Origin of the sequence: Pseudomonas tremae (assembly GCF_001401155.1) — a bacterium.
GTDB classification, from domain to species: Bacteria; Pseudomonadota; Gammaproteobacteria; order Pseudomonadales; family Pseudomonadaceae; genus Aquipseudomonas; species Aquipseudomonas tremae.
On the sequence record NZ_LJRO01000458.1, the window covers coordinates 133,453 to 155,210 of the forward strand.

At 54.2% G+C, this 21,758-nt stretch carries 18 protein-coding genes; 12 read left to right on the top strand and 6 right to left on the bottom strand.

Annotated elements, in window-relative coordinates:
• Positions 1 to 342 precede the first annotated feature (342 nt).
• Together ALO43_RS24890 and ALO43_RS24895 are read left to right on the top strand one after the other, a co-directional pair.
• Complete coding sequence (locus ALO43_RS24890; protein WP_144114442.1) at positions 343 to 630, top strand: hypothetical protein; 288 nt, start codon at positions 343 to 345, stop codon at positions 628 to 630.
• 309 nt (positions 631 to 939) lie between these two features.
• Positions 940 to 2,046, top strand: coding sequence for a hypothetical protein (locus ALO43_RS24895; protein ID WP_054998250.1), 1,107 nt, complete (start codon positions 940 to 942; stop codon positions 2,044 to 2,046).
• A gap of 258 nt (positions 2,047 to 2,304) precedes the next feature.
• On the opposite strand, the gene ALO43_RS24900 is transcribed toward ALO43_RS24895, so the two are convergent.
• Positions 2,305 to 2,958 carry an SDR family oxidoreductase gene (locus ALO43_RS24900; protein ID WP_054998251.1) on the bottom strand — a complete coding sequence of 218 codons (654 nt, stop codon included), beginning with the start codon at positions 2,956 to 2,958 and terminating at the stop codon, positions 2,305 to 2,307.
• An 83-nt stretch (positions 2,959 to 3,041) separates the two neighbouring features.
• Here ALO43_RS24900 and ALO43_RS24905 point away from each other — a divergent pair, with 83 nt between their 5' ends.
• Positions 3,042 to 3,968, top strand: a complete 927-nt coding sequence (locus ALO43_RS24905; protein ID WP_054998252.1) for a LysR family transcriptional regulator — start codon at positions 3,042 to 3,044, stop codon at positions 3,966 to 3,968.
• Positions 3,969 to 4,072: 104 nt separating this feature from the next.
• Here the strand turns inward: ALO43_RS24905 and ALO43_RS32255 are convergent, their stop codons facing one another.
• Positions 4,073 to 4,294 carry a Mu transposase C-terminal domain-containing protein gene (locus ALO43_RS32255; protein WP_083492245.1) on the bottom strand — a complete coding sequence of 74 codons (222 nt, stop codon included), beginning with the start codon at positions 4,292 to 4,294 and terminating at the stop codon, positions 4,073 to 4,075.
• Positions 4,295 to 4,387: 93 nt separating this feature from the next.
• Positions 4,388 to 5,563, bottom strand: a complete 1,176-nt coding sequence (locus tag ALO43_RS24910) for a hypothetical protein (protein ID WP_054998253.1) — start codon at positions 5,561 to 5,563, stop codon at positions 4,388 to 4,390.
• A gap of 923 nt (positions 5,564 to 6,486) precedes the next feature.
• On the opposite strand from ALO43_RS24910, the gene ALO43_RS24920 reads away from it, so the two are divergent.
• From ALO43_RS24920 to ALO43_RS24945, 6 genes are all read left to right on the top strand, one after another.
• A complete protein-coding gene (locus tag ALO43_RS24920; protein WP_054998255.1) occupies positions 6,487 to 8,460 on the top strand; it encodes an ABC-three component system protein in 1,974 nt (657 codons plus the stop codon).
• Position 8,461: 1 nt separating this feature from the next.
• Positions 8,462 to 9,061, top strand: a complete 600-nt coding sequence (locus ALO43_RS24925) for an ABC-three component system middle component 1 (RefSeq protein WP_054998256.1) — start codon at positions 8,462 to 8,464, stop codon at positions 9,059 to 9,061.
• The gene (locus tag ALO43_RS24930; protein ID WP_054998257.1) at positions 9,058 to 12,093 is read left to right on the top strand and encodes an AAA family ATPase; all 3,036 of its coding nucleotides are present in this window, start codon (positions 9,058 to 9,060) and stop codon (positions 12,091 to 12,093) included. The genes ALO43_RS24925 and ALO43_RS24930 overlap by 4 nt, the downstream gene beginning before the upstream one ends.
• A gap of 242 nt (positions 12,094 to 12,335) precedes the next feature.
• The gene (locus ALO43_RS24935) at positions 12,336 to 12,734 is read left to right on the top strand and encodes a hypothetical protein (RefSeq protein WP_054998258.1); all 399 of its coding nucleotides are present in this window, start codon (positions 12,336 to 12,338) and stop codon (positions 12,732 to 12,734) included.
• A 155-nt stretch (positions 12,735 to 12,889) separates the two neighbouring features.
• Positions 12,890 to 13,393 (top strand): hypothetical protein, encoded by a 504-nt coding sequence (locus ALO43_RS24940; protein WP_054998259.1) that lies wholly within the window; start codon positions 12,890 to 12,892, stop codon positions 13,391 to 13,393.
• Between the two features lie 88 nt (positions 13,394 to 13,481).
• The gene (locus ALO43_RS24945; RefSeq protein ID WP_054998260.1) at positions 13,482 to 13,937 is read left to right on the top strand and encodes an MFS transporter; all 456 of its coding nucleotides are present in this window, start codon (positions 13,482 to 13,484) and stop codon (positions 13,935 to 13,937) included.
• Positions 13,938 to 14,108: 171 nt separating this feature from the next.
• Here the strand turns inward: ALO43_RS24945 and ALO43_RS24950 are convergent, their stop codons facing one another.
• Positions 14,109 to 16,712: a UvrD-helicase domain-containing protein gene (locus tag ALO43_RS24950; protein ID WP_162235627.1), complete on the bottom strand. Its 2,604-nt coding sequence runs from the start codon at positions 16,710 to 16,712 to the stop codon at positions 14,109 to 14,111.
• A gap of 142 nt (positions 16,713 to 16,854) precedes the next feature.
• Here ALO43_RS24950 and ALO43_RS24955 point away from each other — a divergent pair, with 142 nt between their 5' ends.
• Both ALO43_RS24955 and ALO43_RS30490 read left to right on the top strand, forming a co-directional pair.
• Entirely contained in the window at positions 16,855 to 18,138 is a 1,284-nt protein-coding gene (locus tag ALO43_RS24955; protein WP_054998262.1) for a hypothetical protein, read from the top strand.
• A gap of 97 nt (positions 18,139 to 18,235) precedes the next feature.
• The gene (locus ALO43_RS30490; protein WP_147461995.1) at positions 18,236 to 18,472 is read left to right on the top strand and encodes a hypothetical protein; all 237 of its coding nucleotides are present in this window, start codon (positions 18,236 to 18,238) and stop codon (positions 18,470 to 18,472) included.
• Positions 18,473 to 18,581: 109 nt separating this feature from the next.
• On the opposite strand, the gene ALO43_RS24960 is transcribed toward ALO43_RS30490, so the two are convergent.
• Complete coding sequence (locus ALO43_RS24960) at positions 18,582 to 18,920, bottom strand: hypothetical protein (RefSeq protein ID WP_054998263.1); 339 nt, start codon at positions 18,918 to 18,920, stop codon at positions 18,582 to 18,584.
• A gap of 213 nt (positions 18,921 to 19,133) precedes the next feature.
• Positions 19,134 to 20,213 (bottom strand): DNA-binding protein, encoded by a 1,080-nt coding sequence (locus ALO43_RS24965; protein WP_054998264.1) that lies wholly within the window; start codon positions 20,211 to 20,213, stop codon positions 19,134 to 19,136.
• A 193-nt stretch (positions 20,214 to 20,406) separates the two neighbouring features.
• Between ALO43_RS24965 and ALO43_RS24970 the strand changes: the two genes are divergently transcribed.
• Positions 20,407 to 21,357 (top strand): tyrosine-type recombinase/integrase, encoded by a 951-nt coding sequence (locus ALO43_RS24970; protein WP_054998265.1) that lies wholly within the window; start codon positions 20,407 to 20,409, stop codon positions 21,355 to 21,357.
• The last annotated feature ends 401 nt before the right edge of the window (positions 21,358 to 21,758 follow it).

Below are 21,758 nucleotides of genomic sequence, written 5' to 3' on the forward strand. Positions count from 1 at the left end.
TTCCATTCAATGCCGGGCGAGGGTGAGCGTGCAGCCTTTCCTGAAGTAATCAACAACCGTCTGGACCTGAGGCCCATACCTGCATACTTTTAGCGCTGCCACCACCATTGTGTATTGGTATGCGTTAAACAGTATCAGACACAGCAATCTTCGTCCTGCAGGTCGAGTCGTCAGCCACACACCTCATGTCGCCGCCAACGATGAGCCTTGTTCGCCAGGCAGTCAATACTATGGAAATACTGCTAGATATGGAAATACTGCCAGATAGTGCCGTTGATGCGAGCTTGTGGTAGATGCAAGCTGGTGAATGGGATAAATCCGGCTGGACCGACGGTGACCAAAATGGGTACGCCAGTATTGAGCATACACAGCGTTTCAGATGTAGAACTGCGTAATTCCACCCAATGCTTAGCTATGGCCCTCGAAGGCATGGATACCCGCATCAATGTAATTCTACGAGCAGATCTTGTCCTCGAAATGGAATTGGATTTGGTAACAACAGCTCAGTCCGATTCCATTGCCATGTTGATTGCGTGGTCAGGACCTGTGACACACATGGACAGGACAGGAGGCATCGCGAGTGTTGAACGTGGTTCGTGTGGAGAAGAGGTTTCGTCTGCGCAGATCTGACGGGTACTGCGGTTTGTGACGCAATACCATATTACGCATAATGTATATTATGTTAAATTGTGTTTGTTTGCTTACACCTCTTGATCTTGTCCAATGTCACTAACCTCCGTTCACGTTTGCACAAAACCCCGTTTCTCGAAAAATCAGCTATTTGAAAGCTCATCCTCATCCCCTGTCTCATGTTCGCTTCTCGCTGCCGTTTCACTAATCGCCGGTTAGCATCGCGTGTCACGATCAGACTGGCCGTACCTCAATCTCTCTGCTACACGTATAGGTACCACCCAAAGATTCTAGGTTGCTGGTTCCACTATGACGCGGCCGTTCATCCCATTTCCGATTTTCCCATCGTACGACCATTGGCAGCCCAACCAAGTAAAACGGTTCCCGGTCAACGCTCACGTCTCAGCTCGCCTGAACGAAGTTGACGACTCCTGCCTTCCGTTCATGAGCGCCTGGTACGCCGATCGGTACTTGAACTGGATTGCTCATAGTTGGAGTCCACAGACGCCACACCTTCAGTACTACAAGACCATCAACGGTCTGGAAAAGATGCTCAACTGGAGTTTCGCAAACAACCTCTCGTTGCTGGACTGGACGGACGCCGACTTCAAAGACTATGTGGCCTTTGTCCAAACCCCTGACAGTGGCTGGGCCAGTCCTAGCATTCAGCCGCGGTTCTTGGTTAGCTCCGGCAAGGACTACCGCGATTACCCGATAAATCCTGAGTGGAAACTGTTCCATACCGCTCGCACCGCGAACTCGAGCGACGCCATAGATAAGAATGTTTGGAAGCGTGAGATCAGGAGCGTCACGCAGTTCATGGATTTCTACTTGAAGGACGTCTCTGCCACTAGGCCAAACGTAGCCGCTGCCAAGCTGGACTGGCTGTCCTTTAAGGAACCACAGGCTCGAGGCTCCATTTCGGATGCAGTGATGAAGTGGATTTTGAAGACGCTACCGAACCTGCTTAGTCCCCATAACTCACACCTGATCGAAATGTACCTCACGATCGCCAGGTATACGGTCAGACCGATGTGGCAAGTGCTTGGTACGGCTTCTAGCCCTGGGCGTATCGACCAGTTCATGCGTAACGAGCGTGGCGACTGGCTGGAAAGCCATCCCAAGAATGGCTCAATGGTTCCCTTGCCACGGGCATTTTCCCGGACTTTCGACCGATACCTGGTTTACCTGAATATTGATTCTAGCCAGCCGTTGCCAGCGGTGAGCCTGTTTCCGAGGGAGGATTCGCTGGGTGTGCACGATCTCAAAGGTCTATGGCTCATCACGTGCTCGATCAGGCACAACCTCGCGGATATGGCGTTGGCGTCGGATAATCCGGATATTGTCGAGGCTGCTGGTGAGATCAGGCGTTTGACGACAGCCCTTGTCTCGAATCGGCCTGCCTCCGAAACCTAGGCTGGGCGAGGATTTTGGGTGCCCTTTCCTAATGCCGCCTGCTGGGATTGAGGGCGTGGCTCTCCGAGCTCGGCTGTCGTAAACCAAGCCGCCCGCTAAGCGAGCGCCTCGGCCCTGCGGGCGTCCATCCTCACGCCTGCGCGCTCCGCTTGCTTGGACGCGCAGGGTGCTGGATCAACTGGGGGACTTCTAAAGGGGGCGCGGATACATCACTACCCTCCTCCTATGCCTTGATTCCAGCTCAGCAATGCAAGTCACTCAGGCGGAGTAATTGGCTTCCGCCTTCCATGCACCGACGGGTTGGCTATGAAGCTTCCAGAAATGCTCCGCGACCGCGTCAGCCTCCTTAGAATCCGGTGCAACGTTCGCGGCAACAGTCACCGTACCGATGTGGACGCCTTGAGCTTTTGCCGATTCAAACAAGCCTAACACCAGTGCTCGGATGCCGGCCTTACCGATGCTCAACGACAGAAAGTCAGGACTTGGGTACAGCGCGAAACCGCCACCTGTATGAAGAATGGTGCCTGCAGTTCGCTTGGCCATTGCAGGCAAGATTGCTTGAGTCGCCGCCAGCGCGCCGCCGATGTTCACTGCAAGGTCTGGCACGAAGGTATCGGTTGGCTGTGCTGCGATGTCTGACTTGCGTAGGTTAGCAGCGTTGTAATGCAGAACATCGATAGGGCCGTAATGCTTTTCAACCTCGGCAACTAGTTTCGCCACTGCGGCAGTATTGCTAGCGTCTACGACTAATGCTTCAGCATCAAACCCTTCGGCCTTCAGGCCATCGGCTAACGCTTGGACGCGGCCTTCATTGCGGGCGGATAGGATCACCCGAAAGCCTTCTTGTGCGAAACGTCGTGCTGTTGCGATACCCATTCCTGGGCCGGTGCCGATACTCAGAAAAATGCTCATAGATGTGGGCGCTCGTGATGAATGATGGCTCGAGTGTAATCCTGCATAATTGAAGGATAATCAGCCACGGTTGCATTTCACACATGCATAGTCTGCACGAATTACTGACCCGTTTTAACCTTGAGGACTTGGTGACCTTCGTGGCGGTCGCCGAACATTCATCGTTCAGCGATGCTGCAAACGCCATAGGTCGAGACCCCACCATCGTGTCGCGACGTGTGACCCGTCTGGAAAAAAACCTTGGCGTGCGATTGCTTTCGCGTACGACTCGCAAAGTCGCATTGACTGAGGCTGGGTCACAATACTACCGACGTGTGCGTGGGGTGCTGGACGAATTGGATAATGCCGGCACCGAGGCCAGCAACCTGGCGACAACTCCACAAGGGCTGCTTCGGGTGTCTCTGCCCATTACATTCGGCAGGCAGTGGATAGCCCCCCTACTCCCTGCGTTTCTTTCCCAACACCCACAGATCCGAATCGATGCGGTCTTCAGTGACCGTTACGTGGATTTGGTGGCGGAGGGCTTTGATGTGGCAATCAGAGTCGGGCCACAGCGTGACAGTACGCTCACCGCTAAATACATCGCCCCTTTCAAAAGCGCGCTCTTCGCGTCGCCTGGCTACCTTGCAAATCACGGTATCCCGCAAACCCCGTCTGACCTCGGTGACCACTCCTGCCTAGGCTTCACAAGCCATAAGAGCTGGCCAGAGTGGGTACTGACAAAAGATGGGGAGCGTGCAGCCTTGAAGCCGTCCGGGCCGCTTATCACTGATAACTCTGAGGCGCTGTTGTTCGCGGCTACTCAGGGGCTTGGAATCATCATGAGCCCTGACTGGTTAGCCGGGCCGGACGTCAAGGCGGGTAACCTGGTCGAAGTTTTACCAGGATGGGAGGGATCGGGTACCGGAGGGGTATACGCGATCATGCCGCCGGGCCGGCTTGTGCCGACCAAAACGCGCATCTTTGTGGACGAGGTCAACACCAAGATCCGGGCTGCCTGGGCCTACTAGGGACGACCGGCGAAAGCCCATCAAGGGAGTATGGAGTGTTGCAATCAGATCATTGATCTCGGCGTTCTGGGCTCGTCTTCACGAAGAAAAATCCCGAACCAAGATCATGATTCATTTTTTCCAGCTCTATCATAGGGCGAGAGTTTGACCTTGATGTGGCTCTCACCCCGTATCACCACAAGATAGTCCGGGGCTGAGGGATCGAACTCAACCTGCACACACTCGCCTCTAAGTGGTATAAGTGCACTGGAATAATACAGCCTGTTTTTGAACATTACTCCTTGCGCACGAACCCTGACCATCCGGCTTTCTCTGTGAGTACACATTGAATTCGTCCTATTGATGTCGCTGCGCGAAAAAACGAATCTAGCGCGCCATAGGGCTCACCCCGTTACGCCCACACGTTTTGAGGTAGCGCGTTATCTCGTCTCATGGTAGCGCTTTATCTGTAAAGTAATTAACAGACTAAGATCTTCCAACGTGTACACCGCGCTTGGCATATGTCGGCCAGGACTTGGTGGGATCATGGGTGCATATTCGTTGAGCCGGCGGAACATTCGTTCAGCAATGCCGCCTACATATCTCTTAGATTTGCTCAGCGATTTGTACGAAATGCCCAAATTACCCACGAGTTCCTGAATCCGGGCGCTATCGAACTTGTGATCTGCTTCGAGCACATATCGGTTCGGATTCCCATGCCGGATCATATCCAAAGATTTTGAAGTTCCAGCCTCGATGAAGGCTTCTTTTATAGCTTTTTCCATTACTTCGCTACAGTCATCAGAAACAGATATTGCGCTTGCGAGTACAGCGTTGCTATTGAGATCAAAAATTACGGCCACAATCGGGCGCTTCTGCGACCAATCTTTTGTGTCCACTACAAAAACGTCAGGCTTGAATGTCGTGAGGAGTGCCACTTGCTTCGAGGTACTCTGGAAGTCTGATTGGAAGCCCTCGAATACCAAGCCTGCCCGCCCTGCTTTCCTGTACGTCAGAACGCCTTTAACTGCGCAAGGGGGGTGATCATGTCGAATCCAGTTGCCATTGCCACAGATCGTCCAGCGAGCGCGATCAGACCATAGGGTTTCCTCCGATTCAGGGTCGATCGTTTGATCAAGCTCAGGAAATCCATCGCTCGTCCATTCAGCCCCACCCTCATCCACAAGGCGTTGCAGAATGACTTCCCTGGCATGACGTGCATAGAAATCCTGTACGCCCCGAAACACGCTTATCCTCGAGCCCTCGGTCAGTCCTGCCTTACAATCAAAAGGCACGGATGCCGAACTATCTTCCCGTAAGCCCGATCTGCGCCACTCATGCTCAATGCCAGCCAAGCATGCCGTCAAATGGGGTTCGGCAGCACCCAGACACTGAACTGCTCGGGCGGCACCCAAATGCAGATTCAATACAAGCACCTGAGCATCCTTCAGATGGAGTGAGGTGTCTGTACTTCCCTCCTCCCTCAGCGACTCAAAAGACTTGTGGCCTAAGCAGCCAGCGACGACTTCCAGCAATTTGGGGTGCGAAACACTTACACCTTGTAGCGCCAAGAGCGTGGCTGCGTAATCGGTTGCATCATTGATTAATTCAGTCATGTTGTCTCCGTGCTTAATCTCAGGATCGCCTACGCCCCCTATTTAACTCCGCTAAAGCTAAAGACTATACGAGGGGGTATGGTGTTTCGCTGCTGTGTTAAGTTTGAGGAGGAACGGAGGCAGGTTCAGGTCGGGATTGTTTTTGTTGTTTGGTTTGGATTTAGGAAGCATTACCCTGAGCTGTATAATGCAGCCGGTGATGCGGTCGACAATGTAGGTCAGGTGTGGCTGAACTATTAAGGGATTCTCAGTGTAGATTACCTCGACAGCAGAATCATGTGACCCATCTTGCTTATCCATGTATGTCTCCCTCTTGCACTGGGTTTGATATAGCGTAGTGATGTATGGCTTTAGTAAGGTAAGTCATGAGCGTAGATCTAGGTTCTCATCTGTCAAGGGCGGATTCTGATGGGCGCAACAACTCAGCGGATACCAATGGCCAGCCGCCACTGGTTCTATCAATGATCGGCGCAGCCATCTTCAACTCCGAACCGGATAAAATTTTATAAGTACACTTGGCATACTATTATCGCACTTCTACAAAAGACGTCGGACAATCAGCTAGTTACGATTTTGTTGTTCGATACTGATTAAAGTACACTAAGTATACTAATCAAAGAGAAAAGCTACACGGACTCCGACCTCCCCCGACGCAGCAATCCACACCAGTTACCTCTCTGAAGCACATGAGATTTGCCCGATGCTTTCCACCAAGCGCCCTCGCTGAACGTCAAAAAAGCGTATGCGAACGCTCCGACGGCGTGGGCCGACGTCAAGGGGGTAGAGATCACGTTCCTCTGCTCGGGCCGCAATGCAATGAATCCCTGAATTGATGATGAACCCTTACACTTTGCCCGATGGTAGGATATGGCACACTGCCAGCGGAGCTGGTCGGGACAATAATGAAGTGAAGGGATGTCGGTATGATCAGAAGGTTCCGGCTGGATCAAAAGTCTCATTATGAGAGGCTGGTGATTGCTCAGCGCCTGTCGGAAATGCTCACGAAGTTCCTGGATGGCCAGCTAGCTCCGCTGGCTATTGGTGCCGAGCAAGGCAGCATCGAGGAATGGGACGATGTGGTCATCTACCACAAAAAAGATGTGCTGGAGCATTTACAGGTCAAACGCCAGGCCAGTGATTTCTGTACGAAAGACCCTGACAAGGCGAAATTCCTAGCAAAACAAGCGAAGAACGGATCATCCAAAGGACAGGTGCAGCCGATACCAGGCCCTAACCCGCCTCCTTCGAATGTGCCTTTCAAAGCAAAAAAACCACCGCAGGTAAACTCTGTTCTCGATTCAGCATTCGCGAGCCTTGCGAAGCATTCCGGCAAAGGGACTTTCGATACCTTGCCCGAACGTCAGTTTCAGTTGACGCTGGTAGGCGCCTCTCTGAAGGTGAAAGCCGACCTGACCGTCGACCATGTCGATGCGCTGTGCAAGCTGTGTCGCAAGGAAGGGCTGGATCTAACTGAGCTGGCCAACAGCACTGACGGGCCGACACAAAGGGCATATACGTGGCTCACCACCTGGTGTGGCTTTCAGGATTGGGCCCAGATCAGAGACACACTTCGCCGAGTCACCATAGTGTGCGTGGGTAATGACGCCTATCTTGAACAGCGCTGCGTCGCAGCACTAGCCAGGCATTTCACCGACCCACTGCGCGCCCTTCACCAACTGGTGATGTACATCACTTGGGAGACATCCCACGTTTCAACGCTTGGATGTCATGCAGTCCTGCGGGCGCTTCGGGCGGAGCTTCGCCCTGACATCGAAACATGGGCTCAGTATGAGCTGGCCGATACTGTCCTACCTGCCGGGCAATCTTGGTCATTAGCAGGCACCCACGACCTTGGTGCCTTGGTACCCAGGTCTGCCCAGGGCGTTGTTGAGCATATATGGAGCAACGCGCCGGGAATCCGAAAGCTGCGGATATATGCTCAATACAAGGCCCCCATCGGAGCAAATCTGACTCTCCCTGCAGCGTTGTTGCGAATGGCTTTGCATCTGCCCGCTGGTACTCACGGTTTGATGCGGGACGAGCCGGTATGGCGAGGCAGCGTTGGCCATGAGGTCGGGCACACGCTGGGTGTCGGTGAGAGCGATCTGAATCACCTTGCGTGGGTAGGTAACAGCGAGCGGCTCGCATGCTCGACCGATCATGTATTCACATCACGAAGCGATATCCACTCCGAGGCACAAGCACTCGCTGACGCCATGGACGGACTGGTTTGGGAGCGTGTCAGCCAAGGCGTCTTTGAGAAGATCACGCTCATTTCCGATCCGGCCCTCGCCGACGCGATGGAAGCGATGTGGATCGAATGGTTGGCAGGCTTTGCTGCAAATCCAGGTAGCCGTCGAGAATTTCTGGAACAACTTCTGTACCCAGAAACTGAAGGGAAGAATGCTAAACACGCGCTGCGGCTTGGCCCTCGCACCCATGACTTGCTGGTGGCTGCAATTCAGACACTTCTGCTCGTTGCAGTAGGAGTCGGCGGCACTGGTAACGAGTGGGGTTACTTTCCACAGTGCGGCAAGGTATTGAGCATCGCCCTTCAATACTGGTCTGGCCCGGCCGGCCCCGCTCCTGAGGTTCGAGAGCTATCTGAGGGCCCTTTGATCGACGTCATTGGCCCATCACCCGCCCCGGTCGTCATCCTGGCCGGAGTTAGCTCCTCCCCCACAGAATTGTTGAATATCGGTATGGCTGACGACGCAGAGACCGCCACCAGCATGGCGGCCGAGCGGCGGCCGCACCTTCTCGTCACTCGTTCTGGTTTGCGTCAACACCTGCGCAACGGAACGCTGATAACCGTGCGGCAACACTTCAACAATCAATTGAAAGATCGCCTGCTCGCCCGCGAGTCAGCCATCAAGACGAATGTGAAAGGATTCTGACATGCTAACAATCGACGAGGTGGTCGCTGCCATCTTGAGCCGTGCCGAAGACCGCTACGAGGTCTATTTTCCTAGCGCGGCAGAAGTGGCCGCGCCTTGGACTGACATCAACTCAATTGCGATACAGCTCAAACGGGTCAATCGGGAAGGTGCCGGGTGGCGAACTGTTTTGATCACCGCGTTCTCTTACGACGTGGCCAAAGTCCAGGGGGCTTTTCGGTGGGCGGCGGATGTTCGGGACAACCTGGCGGAACCGCAAACAGCTGACCTGTATATGTTCATGCTGATCGAGGGCGTCACGTCCGAAGATGCCGCACGCCTGGAAACCGATGACCGCTTTTGCCGGAAGGTGGTGGTCAGAGAGGGAGAAATTGCGGGCTCCTTCCTCGACCGTAGTTTTCTGGCGACCCTATCCCCCTCTGGTAGCTTGGAAAGCATTAGCGACCCACTGCTAGCGTCCATGGGCACGTTAGGCCTAACACATTCATGGGTGCTACCTCACCTCGAAGCGTGGCGGGAGTTGTTGCTGTCGGGGCAATCGGGGACTGATGTTGCGGATGCCTTGAAGGCTGTTGCGTTCGGCGAAGAGGACTCACAATGAAACAGTTGAAGTCCATCACCCTTTCCAACATCCGCAGGTTTAGCGCTGACACAACGATTGAGCTTAGCCAAGGCGCAACAATCTTGCTGGCCCCCAACGGCACCGGAAAGACGGCATTTTTCGAAGCCATTGAGCTCGGCCTCACTGGGAAGATCCTACGTCTGGGCGATAATCTTTTGCCCATCATCCGGGACACCCAGAGCACGGCTCGCGTGCGCCTCGATTTCGGTGATGTGCAAGCCGCTGTGGAGGTGAACAGTATTGGCGACGTTGAAAGAACGGGCGATCTAAGCCCGCTGTTTCCGGACACCAATCCTGACGACATCCCGTTTCTGCTAAGGCTCACTCACCTGCTGGATCAGCGTGAAGGAGAATGGCTGGTACAAGCAGACCCAAAGGTCGCGGGCTCCCAGTTGGCTCGCTTGCCAATCGGCAAGGATGGCACGCAGGTCAGCTCTGCCCTAGGCAGTATTCGCCGCGCGCTCACTGACAAATTGAAACAAGCCAAGAGCTCACTTGAAGTTCTTGAAACAGAGTTTAATGAATGGCAAAGCCTCGCCCTGGAGCGAGATCTTGCAGCTTCTCAGTCTCAAGGCGCACTGCGCAGCAGAGAAAACATTGCTGAATCCATTTCAGATATTGCGCGCCAGGCGAAGAGCTACGATCAACTGCCCGCAGGTCTACTGGTGCCTCCGCTGGGTCAAGATGGTTTGGAAACGGTGCATGACGCGCTGGAGCAATTGGTACAAACCAAGCTGGATCGCCTTCGCGATCAGATCACGGCTTTAACTGAAGTTGACGGGCTCATCGGTCGGTTCGTTTCTGAGCAAGCACGTTCAGAGCAACTGGGTAGTGATCTGGTTGTGGCAAAGCAGGTACTTGCACAGCGAGTACAAGATCGTGCGGCAGTTGCTACTCGCCATGAGCAGTTTCAGCAGGAGTTGGTCACTGCACAAGATGAGCGTGATGCCATTGTTCAACAGCTCAACCGGCACATGAATGAGATCAACGCTAAAGAAACCGTAGAGCAGCGCAAACAGGCACTGGAGACCGCCGACAAGACTCTGGCCACCGCAGAAACTCTGGCCTCCACACTGCGCACCGAGCATGAAGGCAATCAACAGCTCGGCGTCCAGCATGACCTGATCAATAGGCAACGCGCTGCGTTGCTGCAGATAGATGCAGACCTCTTGGCTGCCCGTGAGCTTGTTGTGCGGTGGGAGCAAGCGATTGAGCACGTGGCGCAGGTCGCGGGTGCCATCAGTGATCAGGAGGTAAAGGAGGATCGCCTTCAAGAACAACTCCGCACCGCCGTTTCATCAAGAACAGCCGCTGAAACTGAGGAGCTGGCAGCAAGGAGTCAGCACGAGACTTTGACGTCGGCCGCCGACTCTATCCGGCAAGCCGTTGCGTCCATCGCCGCTCATTTGCCTGCCGATCGTGGCGACTGCCCGCTTTGTGGCGAAGAGCACGGGGCGGAAATTCTTCATAAGCGTGTTGCCAAGGCTTTGGAAGCAATTGATCCCAATGTCGTGGATGCGGAACGACGGGTCAAGAAATCCGCTGATGCGCTCCGCGAATGTACCGACGCGGTTGCTCTCGCCGAGGCCGAGCTGAAAGCTTGTAAAGGCACGATCATTGAGCTGGAACACCAGCAAGCGGGTCTGCTGGCAGACATTGATGATCTCAAATCCAGCGTTTTGCTCGGCGGAGACACGGTACCGCTTGCCAAGGAGTCGATCAGGCTTCGGGAAGATGCAAATGCATCTGCCAAGCTCCAGCTCGACGAGAAACAGAGCAATCTTGCGCCTGCGCTCGAAGCTCAAGTCATTGATAGGGCGAAAGATGCTTACGATTCAGCTGCGCGAGCATTGGAAACGGCCCGGCAGGAGCGGTCAGAGGCCAGTAGCAGGCTTGGGCAAGCAACTGCTGCTTTAGCGGCAATCACTTCGGACGCGCCCCCCGCCCAAACGCTGGAAGAGTTGTCACTGGCGCAAAACCAAAACGCCAACCAAATTGTTGATCTCAGCGCCAAGGTGGCGGCCGAAAAGTTATCGCTGGATCGGCATCAAGCACAACTCAGTGACATGACAAGCAGCGTATCCGGGCTAGAAACTCAGCTCTCAGATACCCAAGCTCGCCTCGCTACCGTCCGAGCAGCCTGGCGCCAACTATCGCTTGCAGGTGATCCCAATGCAGAGGTTGCGAGCGGTCATGAGGCCCAGCTGCAATCATCCGCCGCCGAGCTGGATCGTCACTCAGAAACGCTGCAAACGATCAAAATAGAGATCGGTGCATGGAGCAAGCTGGAACAGACGCGCCTAACTCAAGGGCTTTTGGATCGTCGACGCGGCGAGCTTTCAGAAGATGCGTTTACTGCGGATCTACGTCAGCGAGTGGAACATAGGCAGTTGGAGCACAAGCGGCTGTCGCAGCTATCTGATGCCATGGACACACTCAACCAGCACCTCTCGACCGAAATCGCTAATGTTCAAAAACACGTGCTTGCCGTCGTACCGCGGTGGCAGGCGCTTTTGAAACGAGTGGTTAGGGAGCAAAGGTTTACGGGGACGAACCTCGATTTCCGCAGCCTCTACAGAAAAGAGCGAGCTGAAGTGTCGGTGCAGGTTAATGGCGAACAGTTTCCGGTGCCCGTGATAGCGAGCGAAGCTCAGCTGACTGATTTACAGCTGACTTTCCTGCTATCGATGGCGTTGGATCATCAGTGGTCTTCCTGGCGCGGGCTGCTTCTAGACGACCCGACCCAGCACCATGATCTGGTGCATGCTGCATCGGTATTCGATGTGCTTCGTGATTACATCGTGGATCATGGTTTTCAGGTGGTGATTGCAACGCACGACGCTCTACAGGCGCGTTACTTTATGCGAAAGCTGCAGAACGACGGTATCGAAGCGCGTATATGGTCACTCGCCCCTACGCCTGATGGGGTTACAGCGTTAGAAACCCCTTGGCCCGCGGCGAACCATTTCACGGTTATCGACCAGCCAAACCCAAGCTCCGAGAATGAGTAGTTCTTGGTGACGTAGCTGATCTGATCGTGCCAGGTTTTTGACCTGGCGCGATCGGATACTGCGTGCGCTGGCGGAAACATTCAGTTCGGCGTGAAAATACCAGGGGTGCACTCTCAACTCAGCAGCGTTCTTAGGAGCTTGCGCTCGCTAGCCCCGCCCTGCCACATCACCCGCTTTAAAACTTGCACTGCTTTTTGCTCCATCGGCATCATGGAATAAAACAACAATAAAGAGAAAGCCCCATGTCCCAGCCGATGGTCACACTTCTAATATTCTCAAACCCAACGCCGGATTCTGGTCGTGCTGTGCAATTGGATCAGAAGCAGGACAGCCAGATGCTATCAGTTTTCCAGGCTGTAGGAATTTCCTATCAGGTGCTGGATGCGATGATCGAGCGTGATAATCGGCTCACCGATTTCGCTATAGAGTACTTTGTGAAAAACTTGATTGCGGATGGATGGGAGAAATACATCGCGACTCAACTGGTAATGGAAAAATGCTGGCAGCGCCGCATGCACGGGATTTGGTACAGAATGACTGCCGAAGAAAAGACGTCTGCTGTTGCGATTGACTACGAAATCTACCAGAACTATTGGCCTAATCTAGATTTTATGGAGCCAAGTTTTGGCGCTGACATATAGCGCAGGCATCGTGATACCAGATTCTAGTATGACTTCCCACTGACGCATCACAGTTCGATGCATTCGGGACTGAGAGGCAGCATTTCAATGCTTGTGTTGCCTATTGCTCCATAGGCAATCTGTAGAACCAATAACAATAATAAGGATCGCACTTCATGTCTCAGATAATATCCACCGCTCGCAAAACTAAATCACCCCAAGGGGACAGTGAGGTCGCCAGCCCCATCGAAAAAAGGGAAAGTAGGCTTCTCAGTAAATTTCAGTCGCTTGGCTATCTCTTGTCCTGGGTAGATGACATGGCCAAGGATGAGTCTGACATCGGAGGATCAATCACTGCCCTGTTTTCCTTCGATGCTGAGGTCGCTGCATTAGGTTTTGACCGGTACGACCCGGTGCACATATTGACGGCTCCCAGCTGGAAGATACGTATGTACGCAGCCTGGTGTGTGCTGGGTGGCGTAGAACGCACCATTGCTGCGCAACTCGATTACACGGAGGTTCACAACTACTGGCCTAATGCTGATTTCTGTGACCCTGCGTGGGATGAGGAAGTGAGGCAGTGGGCGGCCACCGTCACGAGCTACGATGAGCCTTCTGAATTCAAAATCGGTGAGATAGCCGGATACCCTCCCCGACCGAAACTGATATTCAAGATCTGAGGAAGACCAGCGGCGGCTGATTCAGCCGCAACCGGCTACGGTTAGCAGCCCCCAGGCGCGACAGGCAATCCATCGTCCAGACTGCTACATGTTTGGAGCATGGTTCTCGGCGCTGTTCGCCTTCCCATTTTTTTGGCTCGTCAATACAGGTACTACGTGGGGTGTGATGGTTGCCATGACACTTGGCATCGGTGTCGGGGTGGCTGCCATGCTCGGGGCGCGAGGAGCGTTTTTCTCCGAAGTGTTTCCTTCCAAGGTGCGCTTTAGCGGGCTGGCTTTGGGACGAGAAATCAGTGCTGTTCTGGCCGGCGGACTTGCTCCACTGACTGCAGTGAGTCTATCAACGAGGGCGGGCGGAGCATCGTGGTTTGTATCTTGTCTTGCGATTGGTATGAGTCTGTTAACCTTCATCGCCGTCTATTGGGCTCCGGAAACAAGCAAGCGCGCCCTGGGAGAATTCCGATCCGCTGCTGACGAGGCACCAGTGGAAAACATCCACACGGCCCGCCGTGAAGTGCCCTCAGGTACTACGGCTCAAAACTAAGCTTGGATAGAGCCCTATGAGACATTGCGATTCCAGCCTCTAAGCACGTAGCTGGAATCGCTACCGCCACTACCTGTCTTGTAAGTGAGTTACGGGGGCGGGGCTAAACTGCCTTGATAGGGTGTACGCGCCCTACCCCTAGCCGGTTTCCGACTTGGTAACTGATGGTCGTCAGGAAAGTTTAATTGGTGTCCTAAGGTCTTCAAAAAATGGTTTCTTGAACTGCACTTCTGCTAGCGCGCTGACCAATCCACCCTTGGCGGGTTTGGCAGGTTCAACAAACCAATAGCAATGTTGTTTGGCGCGTGTGATGGCCACATAGGCCAAGCGCAATGTCTCTTGACCCTGGGCCGTATCGTAGGGCTCAGGATCACCTGGGTTACCCAGATTAGCTTGCTCATATGCCATGTTCCGATGAGGCGATGTGGACATCTGAGCACAGTCCCCGACGAGGAATACTGCATCCGCCTCCAAGCCCTTGGAGCCATGGTAGGTCAGCAGCTTGATGCTGCTCGCGCGCTTAAGTTTCTTCGCCCTTGCCAGAATCGACTTGAGCTTGATACGAACCTCCTTTTTGGTGTCATTTTTGCGGTACAACACCAGTACGGTCTGTCCCCTGTCGAAATGCTGCTCAACGAAGTCTGCAAGCACACTGTCATCTCGATCCAGAACTTGGACAGGAAAAGCAAGATCCTTGACCTTGGGATGTGCTGCAATTCCGTGCTTGTCTTTGTTGGTGGTGATCTTTTGCACCAGGCTTTCGGCAGCGTCGATCACCATTTGCTGGGAGCGGTAGTTTTCCTTCATGAGCACGTGAGTCGTGCTTGGTGATGGGAAGTAGGACTCGAATTCGTCAAAGAATTTTGGCGAGCTACCCCTCCAGCCATAGATGCTCTGCCAATCATCCCCTACCGCCATAAGGGATGAAGGGTAAACCGCGCTATCGGTGGTAACGCTGAGCCCCCTCACCCGTGCTTCACGGAACACCGCGCGCAGCCATGAGATGGTATTGGCGCCACAGTCCTGAAACTCGTCTACCAGAAGGTGCAGCATGGGCATGAAAACATCGTCGGGGAGCTGCTCGAGGTTGGCCGCCCCTCGCTCACCAAACATTTCAAACATTTTGTTGAAGGTGAAAATTGGTGGCGACTGGTTGGCCAAGTAATCATTAAAGGCCGGCCAGAAAATGGCGAGCGCATGGAAGAAAAGTGCATCTTTATCGTTGGGCGCGAAGCTCATATTTTGTACGGCTTCGGTCACGTCGAGCCCGAGGTTTTCCAGGAATGAAGCGGCCGAATGGAACGCTACCATCACCGGAGCCTCACCTAGCTCACCCTTGATCTCATACTCAAATTTCGGAGACTTTCTGACGTACCCTCGAAGCACATCAAGCGTCGCAAGTCCTTCAGCGTAGTTATCCAAAAACAAGATGCCCTTGTCGCAATAGATCTGAAACAAGGTTTTTTTCATAGTCGTAGCCCCCGTCAGCTTCATCGAGGGCATGGATTGCAAACACAGCTTTCGATCGTTGCTACCCACTCCAAGAATGACGTAGGCCTTGAGCTCCTCACAGTAGCCGTTGGCGAAGAACGGCAATCCCTTCAACGTGACGGGAAAAGGGCCGGCTTCGATCCCTTCTATCGGCCAGGCGCCTTCTGCACGCCATAGGCGCTCCACAGCGTCGGTCAGCTCTTCATCACGTTTGGAACAATCAAGTATGCGGCCGATGCGCCTTCTCGCCTCGGTGGAGTTAGCACTCAAGGGCAGTAGCTTAGCTGACGAGCGTACCAGTTCGGCTATGAGGCCCTGAAATGTCTCGTTGGTCTCATATACGTGTTGATACGCCGCATTCATCAGGTCTAGCTGTTCATTGGTGAGACGGATATCAAGTGCGTTTTCGACGTCTTCGCCCTCTTCGTCTTCGGCGTCGTTGAGCGAGAAAAACTCGAACGCTTTAACTTTCGCATGGGGTTGGCTCCAGCGTATGAAGTCGAGGATCCGAGAGTGGAACGTTCGCACGATTCGGCCTGTGACCTCCTCCGTCAGAGTGACGCCCCAAAGCGCGAAGACTTCAGCCAACTTGTGCCTGAAGTCTTTCCGGGATTCGCGGGTGAAGGTGACTACTGCGATTTTCTCTTTGGGAATGCCCAGGTACTTATGCAATACCAGAAGACGCAGCACCATCGTGGTGGATTTTCCACTGCCAGCCCCGGCCACGATGCAGGTTGAGGGATCCTTGGAGAAGATCATTTCCCACTGATCATCCGTAGGTTCCTGTCCCTTCAGGTGCTCGGCGACCTTATCTCTGACCTCCTGTTCAACCTCAGAGGTGATGCGGAATCGCCATTTCGCGAAGAGGTTGTAATCAACCTGGGGGCCTAGAGCTTGTACAGCGCGGCCTGGACGCAGCTCGATGATGCGCTTTCCAGCTTCAATACCTTCGGCCAACCCTAACTGGTGGCCCACTAGCGCGCCGGCTTCTTGCCCTTGCCCGAGGCCGCTCTCAAGGCCGAGGGAATAACCGGCATGCTTGCCTTTCTTCCACCCATCCTCGTAGCCACGCCGGGAACCATGCTGCCACGAGTCCTTGTCATGGGCACGCTGAGAGCGAAGGACAGCAGATGCCAATGCCGACAAAATGCGGGCTCCAATTCCCTTCGGTAACAATATGTCACCCGCCCGTTCCTCTTCCCGTCCTTGTTCTGCAGATCCCACACTACGCCCCTTCACATGATCGATATTCCGGCGAAGACCGAGGCGACCATTGTTGGCCACAACCGCTCTAAACCGGTGGTTGAGGGGATGGTAATCGCGGAAACAAAATTTTACGAACGTGGAGTCCTCGATCTGCTGAACAAAGTAGGTTTCGGTTAGAGTATCGGCCCTTTCCCTCTGCATTGGCTCACGGATCCGTCAAATGCTCGGCATCGAACTCAACAACAGCGCCCAAGCAACCTACAACCCGCTCACTCAGACCATCATGCTTAGAAGAGCCGAAGAGCCTGATCTGGTGAAACTTGTTAATGCGGTCTATAACCCCGATTGGAATGCGGGGTTGCTGCTGGTCGACGGCGCCGAGAACGTGCTTGCTCCTTTGGTGCACGAGATGCGGCATTGGGTGGACATGAACTGTTCCATCAGGGGCCTGACGACACTCCAGGACATCTTCCAGCTGATGGCCGACCCCAGCGACACGAACGTAGCCGTCAAGCCCCTAAAGCGGGATTTAGCGCTGAGTCATTTCATCGAGCGGTACGAGCATGCTGATCCTGCTGCGCGGTATCCCTGGCAAGTTGACTTCAGCCTGAGCCAACCGAACGTCCACGAACCGATCGAGCACATCTCGCTGTGTTTCTTCGCTAACAATGACCTTGACCGTCGGCGCGTACTCTTTAAATCACCTGTTTATCTGGGCAGCATGCTCGAGACCTGTGCGATTTATCAGGAGCAGCGAGACGTCTTTCCGCTTTTTCTCCAGCCGAACTTGCCCAGGGACGCTCGGGAGAATGCGGAGGCCGCGGCGATGAGGCTTCTCCAGGATCCGACAGCACCCGAGTACCATTCTATCAGTCACGCGATTTCGATCGCGGCAAGACAGCACGAGGGGGCTCACGGTGTATCACTCGCTGCGGGACTCTGCACGCTGCTGTTGAACATGCCTCCTGAGATGCTGAAGGAGAGCTGCCGTCGGGTGGAAGCCCGCATGAAAAACCGCAGGTACGGCGATGGGGCAGTGTCGGCTGGTCGCCAGATGCGAGCAATGAGTGCCGTAAGCCCTGAAGCTGCTCTGATTCACAATGCGGTAACCGAGCTTTCCCGGCGTTCCAACAATTCGGGGCCGCTTCCTTATAGTGATGACCTGATATTCGACCTGGTGCCTTACTGGAAAAAGCGCCAAGCAGAGTTCTTCGAGCGTAGCCATCTGCACTTTGTGGCTAAGATCAATGCCATGCAAGGGCCGGACTATTTCCATGCGGCCATCCCCGCATTGATTGAGAACAACAAATGGATCATGGAGCAAGAAACCTTGCGATTGACACTCAATAGACTCCCTAAGCGCCCGCCGATATTTTTTGGTGACGGTTTCGTGCTGCAGGGGGCTCCAGAGTTCTGCGGGGTGGAGCCGCACTACCTGGAGGCAGATATATCCTTGGCTGTTTCGGCGCTCAAAATACGTGCACTTTCACCGGTGCCAGCATAGAACCGGCCTGAGCCGTAGGTTGGCAGCATGCATCAGCTATGAGGGCCTGCGATGCAGTTCTCGATCATCAGGATCTTTGAAAGGGAGTTCCCCGGGCATGACCGCGAAAAACACTGGCATGCACCAACCGCTCTGCGTTAATGGGTGGGCATATCATCCCAATCGCCGCCTCGGCCGTGGCGGCAATGGTGATGTTTACCGGGCGGAAAAGGATGGCGTTCAGGGTGCGTTAAAACTGCTCAAGCCGGGATCCCGTGGTACACGTACAGATCGCTTCCGCGACGAAATCGAGGCGCTCAAAAAATGCTCCGATAGGTGGGCAGTGACCGCATAGATTAGTCTCGGATGAGATGTTTCGTGCCCTCCCCTTAACCGTGAAGCGATCAATGGAGATCGGCTCCGATCATCGGTTCAGTAAATTCGAAGGGCCGCGGCAGATGGCATCATTTCGAAATGGACTCTACTGAGACGAGCTCCAGATATTTGTATTTTTTCTTCTTCGCCGCGGCCTTGGCCTCTTGCTCAGCGACCAGCTTGCTGAGGCTATTTGAGTCGTGCACAAACACATCAATATCGCCCTCGTACACCTTGGACACGTGTAAGGTCACCCGCAGCTTCGACGTATGGTAACCACTCGCTTTCTTCGCTAGAGGCGTCGGGTTTGCAGCTGGCTGGGGTCTGGGTACCGCAGGCGTTGACGATGGCGCGGGAGGTGTCACGGGATCCGTAGTGGCTCCGAAGAGTGCTTTACGCATTTCCTCTTCACTTAATTCAATTGCCATAGATCTACCTTCGGGCGGTCAGAAGTGCACAGTTGTGCCGGTATAATGGGTTTGCCTATTGAGCTGCAGGCATGCCGGCGAGGCTATCCGCATGGTTTCGAGAGAGCAGCATATTCAGACGTCCTGCGACGACCAATTGATAAATCCGTTCGTGCGCCCGCTGGAGCTGATGGTTTTTATTGAGCGACCGTGGCGCAGTGCTAGGTACAGTTGTCATGACTGTCTCCCTGGTTGCTTTGAATGAGTTCCTTTTGGAGCCGGGGTACCCTGGAGCTCTGAGGCCGGGTGCTCAATCTGAGGAGATGACTCTTTATCCAGCTTGGGCTGGGCGTCCGCGCGTTGCTCAAGTTGAATTTTTAGATCCTCTACAAGCTTAGCCAAGTCTGCCTCACGAGCGGCAGCCTGCGCCGCAGAGGTGCGGAGGGCTTTGAGCTCATCGTTCAACTCACTGGCGGTGCTTTTTTGAAGCTCCATGATCGCCCCTGCCCTAGCTTCCGCTAGCACAAGCGCATGTACCTGGGCAGTAAGGGCCTGTATCTGATCGCCCTGGGAATTCAAGGTCTTCAACTGTTGGCGTGACTCTCCCAGTAGACGCTCATTGTCGCGGTTGAGACGTGTGGACTCATCCTGTTTGACCGCTAGCGATTCCCGCAGCTTTCGCTGCTCGACCTGCGATTCATGAAGCTGGGATTCATGCCTACGTTGATCCTGTTCGCGCTGTTCCTTCACCGACTCCCGGTAGTGTTCAAGCGCCCCGCGCGCGTGAACGTGCTTTTCCTCAAGGGATTGGATCTGTTTATTCCTATCACTTACCTGGGCATCCAGATCACTACAGCGTTGGCTTAGGCCGGCATTACGTGTCAGCTCTGCCTGGAGAGAAGACTGCGTGGTTTGGAGGTCAGCAGTTTGAGCTTCAATGGCCGCTTGCTGGGCCTCTAACTGCCTCCGTGCAGAGGTCAGTTCTGACTGTAGATTGGCGATTTGAGACTCGAGCGCTACGCGCTGTAAATCGAAGGCTGATCGAGCCTTTTCGATCGACTCATTACCCTCCTCCATCAACCGATCCAGAAGGCTTGCGACCATCGCGGAAAGCTCTTCCCCCAAGCTGTCTCGCGAGGATGGCGGGCGTGGATCAAAGGATTCGATCTCTTTTAGGTACCGGGCAATAGTAGTTTTCGAGCCCGTATTACCCAGCTCGACACGCACGGCGTCAATGCTTGGGTACGTGCCTTTGGCCAGCAAGGCTTGCCTCGCTTTTTGTACTAAAGCTTTGTTTACACCGCCGCGGGCCATTAGACCTCCTACGATTTCGTGTCGTGATACATGTCATGTAATTACGTGTCACGTTATCATCAAAATCACGAGTTTGTAATGAGGTTTCTAGAAAGCCATAATAGAAGTTTATGGCTTCTTGATGATTCACTAGAGCTCCAAGTAGCACCGGAGCCCTGTAATCACGGGCGAGCGCAAGATTTCGAGGTTGGGTATGGCGAATAAGGCTGATCGGTATCTAACCGCGGGTACCCGCGAAAACACGCGAAAAAGCTATCGCATTGCGATCGAGCACTTCGAGGTGACCTGGGGCGGTTACCTGCCTACGACCGGCGAGGGAGTCGTGCGCTACCTAGCCGAGTACGCCGACAAGCATGCGATCAGCACGTTAAAGCAGCGTCTGGCAGCGTTGGCGCAGTGGCATATCACCCAAGGATTCCCTGATCCCACCAAGACGCCGCACGTTCGGCAGATGATCAAGGGCATCCGAGTCGTTCATCCTGCACAGGTGAAGCAAGCCGCTCCCCTTCTCCTGAGACACCTAGGGCAGGCTGTTAATTGGTTAGAGGCTGAAGCCGCTGCAGCGCTGGAACGAGGTGATTACAAGACCGTGCTTCGCCACAAGCGCTCGCTCGCATTGGTGCTGATTGGGTTCTGGCGGGGATTCCGCGGAGATGAGTTGGCCCGACTAACCGTGGAGAACACCCAAGCCAATAGTGGTGAAGGGATTACCTTCTTCTTGCCATATACCAAAGGCGACCGTCAGTACGAAGGCACAATCTTCCAAACGCCAGCGCTGACAATGCTTTGCCCCGTTGACGCCTACATCAACTGGATCACAGTTGCCGGACTCGCAAAAGGGCCCGTGTTTAGACGCCTGGATCGCTGGGGAAATTTGTCGGATAGACCCATCCAATCGCATAGTCTGATTCCGATGCTACGCCGAATCTTCAAGGAAGCTGGCCTACCTGAAGCGCTTTACAGCGCTCATTCGATGCGGCGGGGCTTTGCTACCTGGGCGTCGTCCAATGGATGGGACATAAAAGGTCTGATGAGCTATGTAGGTTGGAAAGACATGAAGTCAGCTCTGCGATACGTAGACTCAAATGTATCTTTCGGGGGGCTGGCAGTACGAGCAGACACGCTCGGAATTGATAAAACGTGATATGTGCGCTGCCTCAGTCAGGTGTGGATATGAACCACGCCCCTGCTTAGCGGATCATCCTGCTTTGCCTGCAAACACAGTTCGACGCTGAGGACATCCACTGATGGACAAGCATGGAGGCTCGAAAATGCCAGAATCAGTCGTGCCGACGAAGGTGCCTCGTCGATTGCTATTTGCCATCCCCCCCCTCAAAATGACTGAGCTTGAGCGTTCAAGGACGACGAAGCCCAAAAATGTGAAGGGTTTAGGGTTAGCTTTACTGCGCAACTGGTACCACGCAGAACTCAACGATGACACGCCTCGAGGCATTTCCTCGGCCGTCCTTGAGGTCTAACCCTCTCCGATCTCTCCGTCTATCCCTGGGCACAATGCCGTAAACGCTGCAACACCACTTTACGCCA